The 14,266-nt window shown below is 73.5% G+C and carries 13 protein-coding genes; 4 read left to right on the top strand and 9 right to left on the bottom strand.

The annotated features are described in order from the left end of the window. The first annotated feature begins 5 nt into the window (after window positions 1–5). Window positions 6–2,036 carry a hypothetical protein gene (locus C8054_RS12900; protein WP_107157025.1) on the top strand — a complete coding sequence of 677 codons (2,031 nt, stop codon included), beginning with the start codon at window positions 6–8 and terminating at the stop codon, window positions 2,034–2,036. A 125-nt stretch (window positions 2,037–2,161) separates the two neighbouring features. Here the strand turns inward: C8054_RS12900 and C8054_RS12895 are convergent, their stop codons facing one another. The 7 genes from C8054_RS12895 to C8054_RS12865 all read right to left on the bottom strand — a co-directional run bounded on the left by C8054_RS12895 (window position 2,162) and on the right by C8054_RS12865 (window position 8,632). After that, complete coding sequence (locus C8054_RS12895) at window positions 2,162–2,971, bottom strand: alpha/beta hydrolase (protein ID WP_107157024.1); 810 nt, start codon at window positions 2,969–2,971, stop codon at window positions 2,162–2,164. Window positions 2,972–3,037: 66 nt separating this feature from the next. Continuing rightward, on the bottom strand, window positions 3,038–3,370 hold the full coding sequence (locus C8054_RS12890) for a hypothetical protein (RefSeq protein WP_107157023.1): 333 nt from the start codon (window positions 3,368–3,370) through the stop codon (window positions 3,038–3,040). A 59-nt stretch (window positions 3,371–3,429) separates the two neighbouring features. After that, window positions 3,430–4,503: a hypothetical protein gene (locus C8054_RS12885; RefSeq protein ID WP_107157022.1), complete on the bottom strand. Its 1,074-nt coding sequence runs from the start codon at window positions 4,501–4,503 to the stop codon at window positions 3,430–3,432. Then, entirely contained in the window at window positions 4,500–4,994 is a 495-nt protein-coding gene (locus C8054_RS12880) for a SigE family RNA polymerase sigma factor (RefSeq protein ID WP_107157021.1), read from the bottom strand. The genes C8054_RS12885 and C8054_RS12880 overlap by 4 nt, the downstream gene beginning before the upstream one ends. A gap of 39 nt (window positions 4,995–5,033) precedes the next feature. Continuing rightward, a complete protein-coding gene (locus C8054_RS12875; protein ID WP_107157020.1) occupies window positions 5,034–6,824 on the bottom strand; it encodes a 3-hydroxyacyl-CoA dehydrogenase family protein in 1,791 nt (596 codons plus the stop codon). A 122-nt stretch (window positions 6,825–6,946) separates the two neighbouring features. Beyond that, entirely contained in the window at window positions 6,947–8,011 is a 1,065-nt protein-coding gene (locus C8054_RS12870) for an alpha/beta hydrolase (RefSeq protein ID WP_107157019.1), read from the bottom strand. Between the two features lie 174 nt (window positions 8,012–8,185). After that, a complete protein-coding gene (locus C8054_RS12865; protein WP_107157018.1) occupies window positions 8,186–8,632 on the bottom strand; it encodes an FHA domain-containing protein in 447 nt (148 codons plus the stop codon). Between the two features lie 240 nt (window positions 8,633–8,872). Between C8054_RS12865 and C8054_RS12860 the strand changes: the two genes are divergently transcribed. After that, window positions 8,873–10,375: an aldehyde dehydrogenase family protein gene (locus C8054_RS12860; protein ID WP_107157017.1), complete on the top strand. Its 1,503-nt coding sequence runs from the start codon at window positions 8,873–8,875 to the stop codon at window positions 10,373–10,375. Between the two features lie 45 nt (window positions 10,376–10,420). Here C8054_RS12860 and nucS read toward each other — a convergent pair whose 3' ends face one another. After that, a complete protein-coding gene (gene nucS, locus C8054_RS12855) occupies window positions 10,421–11,080 on the bottom strand; it encodes an endonuclease NucS (protein WP_107157103.1) in 660 nt (219 codons plus the stop codon). Window positions 11,081–11,151: 71 nt separating this feature from the next. On the opposite strand from nucS, the gene C8054_RS12850 reads away from it, so the two are divergent. Together C8054_RS12850 and C8054_RS12845 are read left to right on the top strand one after the other, a co-directional pair. Then, the gene (locus C8054_RS12850) at window positions 11,152–11,769 is read left to right on the top strand and encodes a DUF4126 domain-containing protein (RefSeq protein WP_107157016.1); all 618 of its coding nucleotides are present in this window, start codon (window positions 11,152–11,154) and stop codon (window positions 11,767–11,769) included. A 57-nt stretch (window positions 11,770–11,826) separates the two neighbouring features. Beyond that, complete coding sequence (locus C8054_RS12845; protein WP_107157015.1) at window positions 11,827–12,123, top strand: DUF1540 domain-containing protein; 297 nt, start codon at window positions 11,827–11,829, stop codon at window positions 12,121–12,123. A 73-nt stretch (window positions 12,124–12,196) separates the two neighbouring features. Here the strand turns inward: C8054_RS12845 and C8054_RS12840 are convergent, their stop codons facing one another. Next, window positions 12,197–14,191 carry a protein meaA gene (locus C8054_RS12840; RefSeq protein ID WP_107157014.1) on the bottom strand — a complete coding sequence of 665 codons (1,995 nt, stop codon included), beginning with the start codon at window positions 14,189–14,191 and terminating at the stop codon, window positions 12,197–12,199. Between the last annotated feature and the right edge of the window lie 75 nt (window positions 14,192–14,266).

Genomic DNA, 14,266 nt, shown 5'->3' with positions numbered 1-14,266 from the left:
GGGGCATGTCGCACGGCGAGGAACTGTTCGCGCTCGGCGGGGACGTGACCACGGAGCCCAGCTTCGAGTCCGCGCTGCGGGGATACGAGAAACGACAAGTCGACCGCTACGTCGCCCGCGCGGAACACGAGATCGCGGCGCTGACCACCGAGCGGGAACAGGCGTACACCCAGATCCACAAGCTCGCCGGCCAGGTCGAGGTGCTCCAGCGCGATCTCGCCCAGGTGCGCAAGCAGGTCGGTGTGGTGGACCGCGCCTCGTTCCGGCACCTCGGTCCCCGGGTCGAGCAGATCCTCACCATGGCCGAGGAGCAGGCCGACGACATCCTCGCCGCCGCGAACGAGGAGATCGAGGCCCGTCGGGCCGCCGCCGAGCACATCGTCGAGGAGGCCCGGGAGCAGGCCGCGCAGGCGCTCAAGGACTTCGAGATCGCGCTCGCCGCCCGCCGCGCCGAGGAGGAGCGGCACACCGCGACCCGCAAGGCCGAGGCGGAGGCGACGCTGAAGGCCGCCCGGGACGAGTCCGCCAAGTTGCGTACGGCCGCCCAGGACGAGGCCGAGAAGCTGCGCCGGACCGCCCAGGACGCGCTGGCCAAGGCGCAGCAGGAGGCCACCCAGCTACGGGACACCGCCAAGGAGATCCACGCCCGGGCCCAGCAGGAGGCGGCCCGGCTGCGCGAGGCGGCCAAGGAGGTGCTGGCCAAGGCGCAGCAGGAGGCCACCCAGCTCCGCGAGGCGGCCAAGGAGGTGCACGCCAAGGGCCAGCAGGAGGCCAAGCGGCTCACCGACGCCGCCGCCGAGGCGGGCCGGGCCACCCACGCCAAGGCGCTCGCCGAGGCCAAGAAGATCGTCGACGACGCGGAGGAGGCCGCCAAGGCCACCCGCGGCCGGGCCCGCACCGAGGCCAGCCGGCTCACCACCGAGGCCACCGAGGCCGGTAAGCGCAACCGCGCCGAGGTCGAGGCGTACGTGCAGCGGATGCGCACCGAGACCGAGGCGTACGTGCAGCAGTCCCGCGCGCAGACCCAGCAGGAGCTGGGCGCGTGGCGGGCCGGGGTGGAGAAGGAGGTCGCCGGCCAGCGGGAGAAGGCGGAGAAGGAGCTGGCCCAGCGCCGCGCCGCCGCCGAGCAGGAGTTCGCCAAGCGCCGCGACGAGCTCGACAAGCAGCACACCAGCCGGCACGAGGAGCTGGAGCAGACGTACGCTGCCCGGCGCGACGAGATCGAGCGCAACGCCGCGAGCATCCGGCGGGCCGCCGAGGAAGACGCGCTCACCATGCGGCAGCAGGCCGAGCTGGAGGCCGCCGAGCTGCTGCGCCGGGCCGAGGCGGACGCCACCGAGCAGCGCCGCCGGGCCGACGAGCACGTGGCGGCCTCGCGTCGCCAGTTCGAGGAGTACGCGGCCACCACCCAGCAGCACCTGGCCACCACCCAGCAGCACCTCGCCGCCACCCAGCAGGAGGTGGCCGCCGGCCGGCAGCAGCTCGCCCACGTGATGCTGGAGATCGCCACCGCGCAGCAGGAGCTGGCCGACCTGCGCACCGAGACGTGGAAGTCCCGGCAGGAGTCCGACGACCTGGAGCGCCGGCTCACCGAGCTGCGTCGGGACGCCGACTCGGCCGGCATCTCGGCCACCCCGGTCGACCCGGCGGAGCTGGCCACCGCCGCCACCGGCGGCCGGCCGGCGGGGGACGGCGTACCAAGGGGTGGCGCCCCGGTGGGTCGTGGCCCGGCGAAGGGCACCGCCGCGGTGGCGGCCAACGGCGCCGGGCCGGAGCAGGGCGGGAACCGGTCGGCCGGCGAGCCGGCGGAGGGCGGGCCGGCGAAGCCGATCGCCGAGCCGGTGACCACGATGGACTCGGCCGCCGGCGCGGGTGTCGACGGGGAGCCCACCGTAGCCGCCGTGCCGGGCGAGGGTGGCCGGGGCGCCACCCCCACGAAGATCACCAGCACCGGCGAGAACGGCAAGCGCCCGACCAAGCCCACCACCGACGAGCGCAGCGCCAAGCCCAGCGCCGTCACCGTCGACAAGGACTGACCCCCACCTCCACCCAGGCAGCGCCGACCGGTTGAGTGATCATGAAGTTGACCGCCCTGGAGAGCGCTCCCTGTGCCGTCAACTTCATGATCGACGGGGTCGGAGGGGGTGCAGGGAAGGGTCGGCTACTCGGCGCTGCGCTGGGCCGGGCCGGGGACCGGGGTGTCGGCGAACGCGGCCACCGTCCGGTCCGCGTACGCGCTGACGTCGCCGGTCTCCATCGGGCCGTCCCAGCTCGTCGGCAGCGGCACCGGCACGCCCGGGGCGACGCGCCGGACGATCTCGTCGAGCGCCTTCTCCGCGTCGCCGACCCAGAGGTGCTTCGCGCCGTCCACGCCGACCACCTCGGCCTGCGGCACGGCGGCGAACCGCTGCCGGGCCTCGTCCGGGCGCAGGTAGTCGTCGAACTCCGGCACCAGGGCGGTCAGCGGCCGGCCCGACTCGGCCCAGACCGCGAGATCCTCCGGGGCGGAGAAGCGCAGCGGCGGGGAGAGCAGGATCGCGCCGGCGACGGCCGGGTCGCAGCCGTACTTCAGCGCCAGGTCGGTGCCGAACGACCAGCCGACCAGCCAGATGTTCGGCAGCTCGTGGAACTCCGCGTACTCGATCGCGGCGGCCACGTCGAACCGCTCGCTGACGGCGTTGTCGAACGCCCCTTCGCTGGTGCCGCGGACGCTGCTGGTGCCCCGGGTGTTGAACCGGAGCACGGCCAGGTCGGCCAGCGCGGGCAGCCGCCAGGCGGCCTTGCGGAGCACGTGGCTGTCCATCATCCCGCCGTGGGTAGGCAGCGGGTGCAGGCACACCAGCGTGCCGACCGGCTCGCGCTCCACCGGCCGGGCCAGCTCGCCGACCAGCGTCAGCCCGTCGGCGGTGTGCAGCTCGATGTCCTCCCGGCGGCCGGGCAGGATCGACGACGCGCGAATCGGAGTGCTCACCGTGCCAGTGTCCCGCGCCGCCGGCCCCGCCGCCCGCCGGGGCGGGAACCGGGTGATCCAGATCGCTCAGCCGTGCCGGGGGGCGCCCCGGCCGCGCTGGAGGTTGGGGGCACGCCGGTCCCGGGCCCGCCAGCAGCCGCTGTGCCAGTGCCGGCGGTCGGTCAGGTCACCCCGGTCGTCGGCCGGCCAGGCCACCAGGTGCGCCACACCCGGACGGATCTCCTGGTCACACCCGGGACAACGGTACGTCTTGGCGGACGCGCCGCCGCTGATCCCGCGCACCTGCCAGTCGCCGTCGCGCCACTGCTGCACGGTCGGCACGCCGTGGCGGGCTCGTTCGGCGTCCAGACCGGTGGTCTCGTCCCGGCGGGGCCGATTGCGACGGGGGCTCACGGTCACCAAGCGTACGGCCCGCCGCCCGACCCGGACCGGGCCGGGCGGTCCGTTCCGACGCGGCGTCAGTCCCAGGTCCGCGAGTCGGTCAGGTCCCGCGCCACCTGTGTCCCGGCCAGCACGCTCGCCGCCTCGGTCTCGGTGAAGTCGCGCTGCCCCTTGGGCGGGTCGTTCGACCAGCGCCAGCCGAACGTGGCGGCCAGGTGCGCCTTCGGGATGCCGAGCAGTTCGAGCTGGTGCCCGTCGGGATAGAGATAGGCGGGACGGCCTCCCACCGTCCGGTTGCCCTGGGCGACCTGCCCGGCGATCTGCGCCCCGTGGACCAAGCGCACCTCCATCGTCGCGGCCGGCGCGCGCACCAGCGTGAAGTCGGCGGTGAGCCCGCTCGGGAAGGCACCGACGTCGACCTCGCAGGAGTCCACCCGGGCGCCCTGCGGCACCGCGCCCAAGCGCAGCGGCGAGTCGCACCGGCGCGCCTCGTTCCAGCGGATGGCGCCCACCGCCTCGGCCAACGCGTTCCGGTCGCCGCCGAGCATGCTCGCCCGCGCGTACAGGCCGGGGGCCGGCTGCCAGGCCCGGACCGCGCCGCCACCCCCGACCTCGAACTCCCGCACCCGGCCGTCGAAGGTCACCGGAATCACGCCCTCGGCGCCGGGAAGACCGTCGAGCAGGAGTTCGTCCACCGCCCGGGCGTCCGGGCTCACCTCGACCAGCACCGGGTGCCCGTCACCGACGCGGAACCGGATCGACTCGGTCCGGGCCGTGGTGAGGACCGCCCAGGCCAGGTAGCGGGCCCGGCCGGTGTCCAGCCCGAGGTGCAGCACCCGGGGGTCGGTGCCGACCAACTCGGGACGCCGGGCGGCGCCGGGTGCCCCGTCGGCACTCGGCGGGAGCGGCGTGGCCGTCGCCGGTGCCGTCGCCCAGGGCAGGCGCTCGGCCAGCCCGCCCACGTCCGCCCGCACCCCACCGACGAGACCGAGCACGCCGACCAGGGTGAGTGCGGTGCCGGCGGTGAGCCGGCGACGGGCCTGCCGGCGCCGCCCGAGCGTGCGGGAACCGCGCAGCAGGCGGTCGGTGTCGACGTCCCCGTCGGCGCGCTCCCGCAGCGCCGACGCGATCCGCTGGTCGAGGTCGGTCACGGCCGGCTCCCCTTGGTCGTCGGGACGCCGCAGCGCTCCCGGAGGTGGGCGAGCGCCCGCATCGCGTGGGTGCGGACGGTGACCGGGGAGCAGTCGAGGATCTGGGCGATCGTCGCGTCGTCCAGGTCCTCGTAGTAGCGCAGCACGAGCACGGCGCGCTGGCGGTCGGGCAGGGCGCGGATCAGCCGCCACATTTCGTCCCGGTCGGCCGCCTCGCCGTCGAGGTCGCCCCGCTCGGGCCGCTCGGCGAACGTGTCCGTCGCCAGCTCGCGGTTGGACCGCCGCCGCCACCAGGAGTGGTTGGCGTTGACCAGCATCCGGCGCACGTACACGTCGGGCCGGTCGGCGCGGGCGATCCGCCGCCAGTGCACGTACGCGCGGGCCAGCACGTCCTGGGTCAGGTCCTCGGCGCGGTGCGCGTCGCCGGTCAGCAGCCGGGCCAGGCGCAACAGGGCCGGGCCCCGGCTGCCGACGTACTCCTCGAAGGTCACACCCTCATGACGCCGTCACCGGCGCGGGCCGTTGACCGGTCAGCGGTTGGTGTGGTCGCGGAACCCGCGACCGCTCTTGCGGCCCAGGTAGCCGGCGGTGACCAGATGCTCCAGCAGCGGCGCCGGCGCGAAGCCGGGCTCGCGCAGTTCGAGGTACAGCTCCCGCTGGATGGCCAGCGAGACGTCCAGGCCGACCACGTCGAGCAGCTCGAACGGGCCCATCGGGTACCCGCAGCCGAGCTTCATCGCGTGGTCGATGTCGTCGGCGGTGGAGTAGCTGGCCTCCAGCATCTTCACCGCGTCGTTCAGGTACGGGAAGAGCAGCGCGTTGACGATGAAACCGGACCGGTCGCCGCAGACCACGCCGGTCTTGCCGAGCGTGGCGCAGACCGCGCGGGCGGTGGCCGACGTCTCGGCGGAGGTGCGGATGGTCCGCACGATCTCCACCAGCGGCATGATCGGCGCCGGGTTGAAGAAGTGCAGGCCGATCACGTCGGCCGGGCGCTGGGTGGCCATCGCCACGTCGATCACCGGCAGCGACGAGGTGGTGGTGGCGAGCACCACGCCCGGCTTGCAGATCTCGTCCAGGCTGGCGAACAGCGCCTTCTTGACGCTCAGCTCCTCGACCACGGCCTCGACCACCAGGTCGACGTCGGCGAGGTGCTCCAGCGTGGCGGACCAGGTGACCCGGCCCAGCGCGGCGTCCCGGTCGGTCTCGGCGAGCTTGCCCCGGACGACACCCTTGTTGAGCGAGGTCTTGACCGCCTCGCAGACCTTGGCGGACTTCTCCGCGCCCCGGGTCACCGAGATGACCTCGTAGCCGGCCTTGGCGAAGACCTCGATGATGCCGGTGGCCATGGTCCCGGAGCCGACCACACCGACCTTCGCGACCACGCGCGCGCCGTCGGCGTGCGCGGCCGCCGCGGCCACCGGCGTGTGCTCGTCGGGTACGACCTTGGGCGAGCCCGGCCGCTCGTAGGTGTAGAAGCCGCGGCCGGACTTCCGGCCGAGCAGCCCGGCGGTGACCATCTGCTTGAGCAGCGGGGCCGGGGCGTGCCGGCGGTCCCGGCCGCCACGCCGGTACATCGTGTCCAGGATCTCGTACGCGGTGTCCAGGCCGATCAGGTCCATCAGCGCCAGCGGGCCCATGGGCAGGCCGCAGCCGAGCTTCATGGCCGCGTCGATGTCCTCGCGGGTGGCGTAGCGCGCCTCGAACATGCCGACCGCGTGGTTCAGGTAGCCGAAGAGCAGCGCGTTCGCGATGAAGCCGGCCCGGTCGCTGATCGTCACGTCGACCTTGCCGAGGCGGGCGCAGAGCGCCTCCACGTCGGCCACCACCTCGGCGGAGGTGACCACCGTGCGGACCACCTCGACCAGCTTCATCACCGGGGCGGGGTTGAAGAAGTGGATGCCGATGACCTGGTTCGGACGGGTGGTGGCGACCGAGATCTCGGTGACGCTCAGCGACGAGGTGTTGGTGGCCAGGATGGCGTCGGGCTTGCAGACCCGGTCCAGCTCGGCGAAGATCCGCTGCTTGAGGTCCAGGTGCTCGGGCACCGCCTCGATCACCAGGTCCACGTCGTGCAGCGCGCCCAGCCCGACCTGGAAGTCCACCCGCGCCAGCAGCGCGTCCCGGTCGGCCTCGGCTAGCTTGCCCTTGGCCACCGCGCGGTCGGTGGAACCGGTGAGCGTGACCCGGCCGCGTTCCAGCGCGGCGTCGGAGATCTCCACCGCGGTCACGTCGACGCCGTTGCGGGCGAACACCTCGACGATGCCGGCACCCATGGTGCCCAGACCCACCACGCCCACCCGGGTGAACTCGCGCGCCACGACCGGCCTCCCTCGGTTGCCTCCGCCGTTGCCGACATGAACGGCCGCTAGGGTTATGCGCCGGAGTCTGCCACGTGACGCTGTGTTGTCGAGACGCGGTGGGATATTTCACGCACCGCGCCTCACGCCGGCGCGGTCACCCCGGCGAGCGCCAGCAGCTCGGCGACGAACTCGGCCGGTCGTTCCAGGTGCGGGCTGTGCCCGCAGCCGGGCAGCGCCACCTCCCGGTACGACCCGCCGGCCGCCGCGTACCGGTCCAGCACCGCGCGGGTCTGGCCGACCATCGGCTGTGGCGGGCACCCCTCGGCGCCGGGCCAGCCGGGCACGATCCCGAGCTGACCGAGGTACGCCAGGTCGAACAGTGAGGTGTCCGAGACGATCACGTCGGCGTCGCCGCGTACCCAGGTCACCGGCGGCTTGACCGGCACGGCGACCAGTTCGTCGGCGAGCCGGAAGTGGGTCGGGGCCAACGCGTTGAGCACGCCGCGCCGCCCGGCGGCGGTCCCCGGCCAGTGGTCCGAGGCGGCTGCGGTGCCGGGATAGTTATCGTCCCCGGTGGCGGTGGTCAGCATGCTCTCCAGCAGCAGGTCCTCGTGGTCGCCGAGCGACGCCGGGTCGGCCACGTACGCGGCGCGCAGCACGTTGCGCGGGCTGGTGGGGCCGTCGGCGCCCCGGTCACCGGCGGCGAGCCGGGCCACGAAGTCCGGGTTCGCGCCGCCCGCGCCGGTGCCGGCGAAGTCGGGCGTGGTGGGGGCGCCGTCGAGGTCCCGGGTGCCCCCGAAGCCGTACGGCGACACCGGCGCCGCCAGCAGCAGCCCGGCCACCCGTTCCGGCCGGTCGACCAGCAGCCGCATCGCCACGCCGCCGCCGAGCGAGTGCCCGACCACCACCGGCCGGGCGCCGGGGGCGAACAGCCCGGGGGTGTCGAGCAGGGCGGCCACGTCGTCGGCGAAGTCACCGACGCCGCGGGTGGCGTCGACCGGCGCGGTGTCGGTCTCGCCGTAGCCGCGCAGGTCGGGGGCGACCACCCGGAGCGTCGCCGGCAGTTCCGGCAGCAGCGGTTCCCAGAACGCCGACGAGGAGACGTTGCCGTGCACCAGCAGCACCGGCACGCCGTCGAGTGGCCCGGCCACCCGGACCGCCTGGGTGATGCCGTTGGCCTGGACCGTGTGCCGCGCGCTCCGCATCAGCGCATGCTGGCACACCGCCCGCCCGGAAGCCATGTGCCCGCCCCACACACCGCCGCCCCACCCCGCGCGCGCCCTGTTTCCCGGAAAGTGCGCCCATTCGGGCCGCGACAGCCACACTTTCCGTGAATTCGCGCCCAACGGTGATCGTGGGGGTGCGCGCGGGTGCGGCGGTCAGCGGGCGTCGGCGGGTTGCGCCTCGCGGGACTCGATCGACTGTCGGGGCGCCGGGACCGGCAGCGGCAGCGTGGGCCGCTGGTCGCGGCGGGGCGCGCCGAAGGTCATCCCGACCGGGTCGGTCCGGGCCACGCCGGGATCGTAGAGGCGTAGGTCGGTGCGGCCGAGCCGGACCACGTCGCCGTCGGAGATCGGCACACTGCCGGTGATCCGGGTGTCGTTGAGCCAGGTGCCGTTGGTCGAGCCGAGGTCGGTGAGCAGCACCCCCTCCGCGGTGGCCTGGATGGTGGCGTGCCGTCGACTCAGGTGCGGGTCGGCGAGCACGACGTCGGCGGTCGGCGCGCGGCCGATCACCTGCACGCCCCGGCCGACCCGGAAACTGAGCCCGCGCATCGCTCCGCCCGACACCGTCAGCAACGGCATCAACTCCGGATGCTCCTCCATGGACAGTCGACCTCCACCCCACATCGCCCCGCGGCGTCAGCCTGCCACCTCACCGTAGTGGCTCCCACCCCCGCGCGGTCACCCGCGCGACCCCGGCCGGTCACCTCCCGTTCGCCGTTCGGGTGGCCGCACCGGGCGCGTTCGGACATCACGTGTGTCGATGTGATGGGCATCGGTCCGGGCAGCGTAGCGGGCCTCCGCCACCTACCCATGAGTAATATTCGGGTCTAGACTTCGGCCATGACCGCAGTGCATCTCCCCGGAACCCCGCTCATCGAGGCCGGTCGACTGGTGTCGACCAGCCCGGCGACCGGCGCGGAGGCCGGACGGCTCCCGGTGGCCACCGAGGCGGACGTACGCGCCGCCGTCGACCGGGCCCGCCCGGCCGGCGAGTGGTGGTCCGGGCTCGGCTTCACCGGCCGGCGGAACCGGCTCCAGCGCTGGCGCGGCGTGCTCGCCCGGCGCATCGAGGAGCTGGCCGACCTGATGCACACCGAGGGCGGCAAGCCGGTCGGCGACGCCGTGGTGGAGATCCTCACCGCGCTGGAGCACGTCGACTGGGCGGCCCGTAACGCCCCGCGCGTGCTCGGGCCCCGCCGGGTCCGCTCCCGGTTGATCCTCGCCGAGTTCACCGGCCACCTGGAATACCAGCCGTACGGCGTGGTCGGCGTGATCGGTCCGTGGAACTACCCGGTCTTCACCCCGATCGGCTCGGCGGCGTACGCGCTGGCCGCCGGCAACGCGGTGGTGTTCAAGCCGAGCGAGTACACCCCGGCGGTGGGCCAGTGGCTGGTCGACCGGTTCGCCGAGGTGGTGCCGGAGCAGCCGGTGTTCCAGGCGGTGCACGGGCTCGGCGACGTCGGCGCGGCGCTGTGCCGGTCCGGCGTGGCCAAGGTGGCCTTCACCGGCTCGACCGCCACCGCCAAGAAGGTCATGGCGGCCTGCGCCGAGACGCTCACCCCGGTGCTGCTGGAGGCCGGCGGCAAGGACGCCATGATCGTCGACTCGGACGCCGACCTGGACGCCGCCGCCGAGGCGGCCGTCTGGGGCGGGCTGACCAACGCCGGCCAGACCTGCATCGGCATCGAGCGGGTCTACGCGGTCGACCAGGTCTTCGACGCGTTCGTCGACAAGGTGGTGGCGAAGGCCGGCCGGCTGACCGTGGGCGCCGACGGCACCGACCTCGGCCCGATCACCATGCCGTCCCAGATCGACGTGATCCGGCGGCACATCGACGACGCGGTCGCCCGGGGCGGCCGGGCGGTGCTCGGCGGCCCGGAGGCGGTCCAGCCGCCGTACGTGCACCCGACCGTGCTGGTCGACGTGCCGGAGGACTCCGCCGCCGTCCGCGAGGAGACGTTCGGGCCGACGCTGACCGTCAACCGGGTCCGCGACGTCGACGAGGCCGTCGAGCGCGCCAACGCGCTGCCGTACGGGCTCGGAGGTTCGGTCTTCGGCCGGGCGCGGGCGGTGGCCGTGGCGCGGCGGCTGCGCTCCGGGATGGCCTCGGTCAACTCGGCGCTGACCTTCGCCGGCATGTCCACGCTGCCGTTCGGCGGCACCGGCGAGTCCGGCTTCGGCCGGATCCACGGCGAGGACGGGCTGCGCGAGTTCGGTCGCCCCAAGGCGGTCACCCGCCGTCGGGCCCGCTCGCTGCTGCCGGCCATGACGTTCGAGCGCACCCCGGCCGACGTCGCTCGCCTGGTCAAGGTCGCCAAGCTGATGTACGGCCGGAAGAGCTAGGAGCTAACCGCTGGCCGCTGGCCGCTGGCCGCTGGCCGCTGGCCGCTAGAACAGCGTCAGCTCGTCGCGCTCGATGCCGCGCAGCCTGTCGTAGTCGACCACCACGCAGCGGATGCCGCGGTCGGCGGCGAGCACCCGGGCCTGCGGCTTGATCTCCTGCGCGGCGAACACGCCGGTGACCGGCGCGAGCAGCGGGTCCCGGTTCATCAGCTCCAGGTAGCGGGTGAGCTGCTCCACCCCGTCGATCTCGCCGCGCCGCTTCACCTCGACCGCGACCGCGCCGGCGTCGGCGTCCCGGCAGAGCAGGTCGACCGGGCCGATCGCGGTCATGTACTCCCGCCGGACCAGCGTGTAGCCCTCGCCCAGGGTGCCCGGGTTGGCGGCGAGCAGCTCCTGGAGGTGCGCCTCCACGCCGTCCTTGCGCAACCCGGGGTCGATGCCCAGCTCGTACGAGGTGTCCTGGAAGATCTCCTCCAGGGTGATGCGCAGCTCCTCGCCGGCCTTGTTGACCACCCGCCAGACGCCGGGCGCCTCCTCCAGCCGACACGGCGGGCTCATCCAGTTCAACGGCTTGTAGGCCCGGTCGTCCGCGTGGATCGACACCGAGCCGTCCGCCTTGACCATGAGCAGCCGGGTGGCCGGCGGCAGGTGCGCCGAGAGCCGTCCGACATAGTCCACCGAGCACTTCGCAATGACCAACCGCACCCGACGAGGGTAGCCGAGCCCTCCGCCGACGCCGACGAGCGCCACTGGCGCACCGGTGCCATTCTGAAATCGTGCTCGAAGTCCTCACCGGTTCCGGTCTGGCCGCCTCGGCGGGCCTGAACGCCTACATCCCGCTGATGCTGATGGGCCTGCTGGCCCGCTACACCGACCTGATCGAGCTGCCGAGCGGCTGGCAGTGGCTCGGCAACGGCTGGGTGCTGACGATCCTCGCCGTCCTGCTGGCGGTCGAGATGGTGGCCGACAAGGTGCCCGTGGTCGACCACGTCAACGACATGGTGCAGACCGTGGTCCGGCCGACCGCCGGCGGTCTGGCCTTCGGCGCCGGGTCCGGCTCGGAGACGGTCACGGTCAGCGACCCGGACACGTTCTTCTCCACCCACCAGTGGGTGCCGGTGGTGGTGGGCGTGCTGATCGCGCTCGGCGTGCATCTGCTCAAGGCCGCCGCCCGGCCGGTCGTCAACGCCACCACTGCCGGTTTCGGCGCCCCGGTGGCCAGCACCGCCGAGGACGCGACGAGCGTGGTCATGTCCGTGGTGGCGATCCTGCTGCCGGTGCTGGTGCTGGTGTTCGCGGTCGGCCTGGTGGTGTTCGTGGTCTGGCTGTTCCGCCGTCGGAAGGACCGCCGCCGGGAACGCGCGGCGGCGCGGGCCGCCGGCTTCCGCGTCTGACCCGCAACAACCCCCAAAACCTCTAAAATCGGGGCAAGAGCCCATGGAGGTACGGGAATGACCGCGTCGATGGAAATGCCACGGGTCCAGGAGTGCGCCGTCCGCTCCTGCGCCTACAACCACACGAACGACTGCCATGCCTTCGCCATCACGATCGGCAGCAGCGATCACGCGCACTGCCACACCTTCGTGGAGATGCCGGTGCGCGGCGGGATCGCACAGTCGATCGCCCAGGTCGGCGCCTGCTCGCGATCCGACTGCCAGCACAATGCCGATCTGGAGTGCCACGCCCCGGCCATCACGGTCGGCCCGGACATGGACATGGCCGACTGCATGACCTACCGGGGCCGTTGACCCTCCGCGCTCGGCCGACAGGTGTTAAGAAGGGGCCCCGCCTCTACCGAATGCGTTAAGAAGGGGCCCCGCCTTACATCCGCTCGCGGATGACGGTGACCAACTCGTCGATGATGCCGGTGAGCGCGAAGTCCTTCGGCGTGAACACCCGCGCCACCCCGGCGGCCCGCAGCTCCTCGGCGTCGCGCGGCGGGATGATGCCGCCCACCACCACCGGCAGGTCACCCCGGCCGGCCGCGCGCAGACCGTCCAGCACCGCCGGCACGGCGGCCAGGTGCGAGCCGGAGAGCACGGAGAGCCCGACCAGGTCGACGTCCTCCTCCACCGCGGCGGCCACGATCTGCCCGGCGGTCAACCGGATGCCCTGGTAGATCACCTCGAAGCCGGCGTCGCGGGCGCGTACCGCGATCTGCTCCGCGCCGTTGGAGTGCCCGTCCAGCCCCGGCTTGCCGACCAGCAGCCGCAGCCGACCGGTGCCCAGCTCCCGCGCGGTCGCGGCGACCCGCTCCCGGACCGCCGTCAGGTTCGCGTCGCCACCGGCCCCGGCCGCGCCGGTCAGCCCGGTCGGCGCGCGGTACTCGCCGAACACCTGGCGCAAGGCGCCCGCCCACTCCCCGGTGGTCACCCCGGCGGCCACGCAGGCCAGCGTCGCCGGCATCAGGTTCACGGTGGTCGCGGCGTCCGCGCGCAGGCGCGCCAGCGCGGCGTCGACCGCCGTCGCGTCCCGGCCGGCCCGCCATTCGCGTACGCCGGCCGCGGCAGCCGCCTCGACCGCCGGGTCCACCTGCTCGATCGCCTCGGCGCCGGCCGCGGTCAGCGGGGACGGCTCGGTCTCGGTGAACCGGTTGACGCCGATCACCACGTCGGTGCCGGTCTCCATCCGCCGGCGCCGGTCGGCCAGCGAGGCGACCAGCGCGCTCTTGAGGTAGCCGGACTCCACGGCGGTCACCACGCCGCCCATCTCCAGCACCTTGTCCAGCTCGACCCGGGCACCGGTGACGATGTCGTCGACGAGCGCGGTCATCACGTGCGAGCCGTCGAACAGGTCGGGATATTCGAGCAGGTCCGACTCGTACGCCAACACCTGCTGCATGCGCAGTGACCACTGCTGGTCCCACGGGCGGGGCAGGCCGAGCGCCTCGTTCCAGGCGGGGAGCTGCACGGCACGGGCCCGGGCGTCCCGGGACAGCGTGACGCCGAGCATCTCCAGCACGATCCGCTGGATGTTGTTCTCCGGCTGCGCCTCGGTCAGGCCCAACGAGTTGACCTGCACGCCGTAGCGGAACCGGCGCTGCTTCGCCTCGGTCACGCCGTAGCGGTCGCGGGTGATCTCGTCCCAGAGCGCGCCGAACGCGCGCATCTTGGCGATCTCCTCGACGAAGCGCACCCCGGCGTTGACGAAGAACGAGATCCGCTGCACCACGTCGCCCATCCGCTCGGCCGGCACCTGCCCGGAGTCGCGCACGGTGTCCAGCACGGCGACCGCGGTGGCGAGCGCGAAGCCGACCTCCTGCACCGGCGTCGCGCCGGCCTCCTGGAGGTGGTACGAGCAGATGTTGACCGGGTTCCACCGCGGCATCTCCCGCAGCGTGTACGCGATGACGTCGGCGGTCAGCCGCAGCGATGCGGCCGGCGGGAAGATGTACGTCCCCCGGGAGAGGTACTCCTTGATGATGTCGTTCTGCGTGGTGCCGGCGCAGCGGCGCAGCTCGGCGCCCTGCTCGACGGCGGCCGTGCCGTAGAGCGCGAGCATCCACATGGCCGGCGCGTTGATGGTCATCGAGGTGTTCATCTCGGCCAGCGGGATGCCCTCGACGAGCGTGCGCATGTCGCCGAGGTGGGCCACCGGCACGCCGACCCGACCCACCTCGCCGGCGGCCAGCTCGTGGTCGGGGTCGTAGCCGGTCTGGGTGGGCAGGTCGAACGCGACCGACAGCCCGGTCTGCCCCTTGGCCAGGTTGCGGCGGTAGAGCGCGTTGGAGGCCGCGGCGGAGGAGTGCCCGGCGTACGTGCGCATCACCCACGGGCGGTCCCGCTCCGGCAGGCGTCCCGGCGTCGCGTCATCCATGGCCGGAGTTTAAGTTACCGTTCAGTAAAAGGGGCTGTGCAAAACCACACAGTTGGATGTCCGCGCCGGTGGGCC

Source organism: Micromonospora sp. RP3T, assembly GCF_003027925.1.
In the GTDB taxonomy this organism is placed as follows: domain Bacteria; phylum Actinomycetota; class Actinomycetes; order Mycobacteriales; family Micromonosporaceae; genus Micromonospora.
This window is presented reverse-complemented; position numbering and strand designations above follow the sequence as displayed.

What these genes read in the sequence shown, in the direction of transcription:
- C8054_RS12900 (WP_107157025.1), top strand. Translation starts at nt 6, where the DNA reads ATGTCGCACGGCGAGGAACTGTTCGCGCTCGGCGGGGACGTGACCACG.
- C8054_RS12870 (WP_107157019.1), bottom strand. Translation starts at nt 8,011, where the DNA reads ATGCGGAGCGCGCGGCACACGGTCCAGGCCAACGGCATCACCCAGGCG.
- C8054_RS12865 (WP_107157018.1), bottom strand. Translation starts at nt 8,632, where the DNA reads ATGGAGGAGCATCCGGAGTTGATGCCGTTGCTGACGGTGTCGGGCGGA.
- C8054_RS12860 (WP_107157017.1), top strand. Translation starts at nt 8,873, where the DNA reads ATGACCGCAGTGCATCTCCCCGGAACCCCGCTCATCGAGGCCGGTCGA.
- C8054_RS12845 (WP_107157015.1), top strand. Translation starts at nt 11,827, where the DNA reads ATGACCGCGTCGATGGAAATGCCACGGGTCCAGGAGTGCGCCGTCCGC.
- C8054_RS12840 (WP_107157014.1), bottom strand. Translation starts at nt 14,191, where the DNA reads ATGGATGACGCGACGCCGGGACGCCTGCCGGAGCGGGACCGCCCGTGG.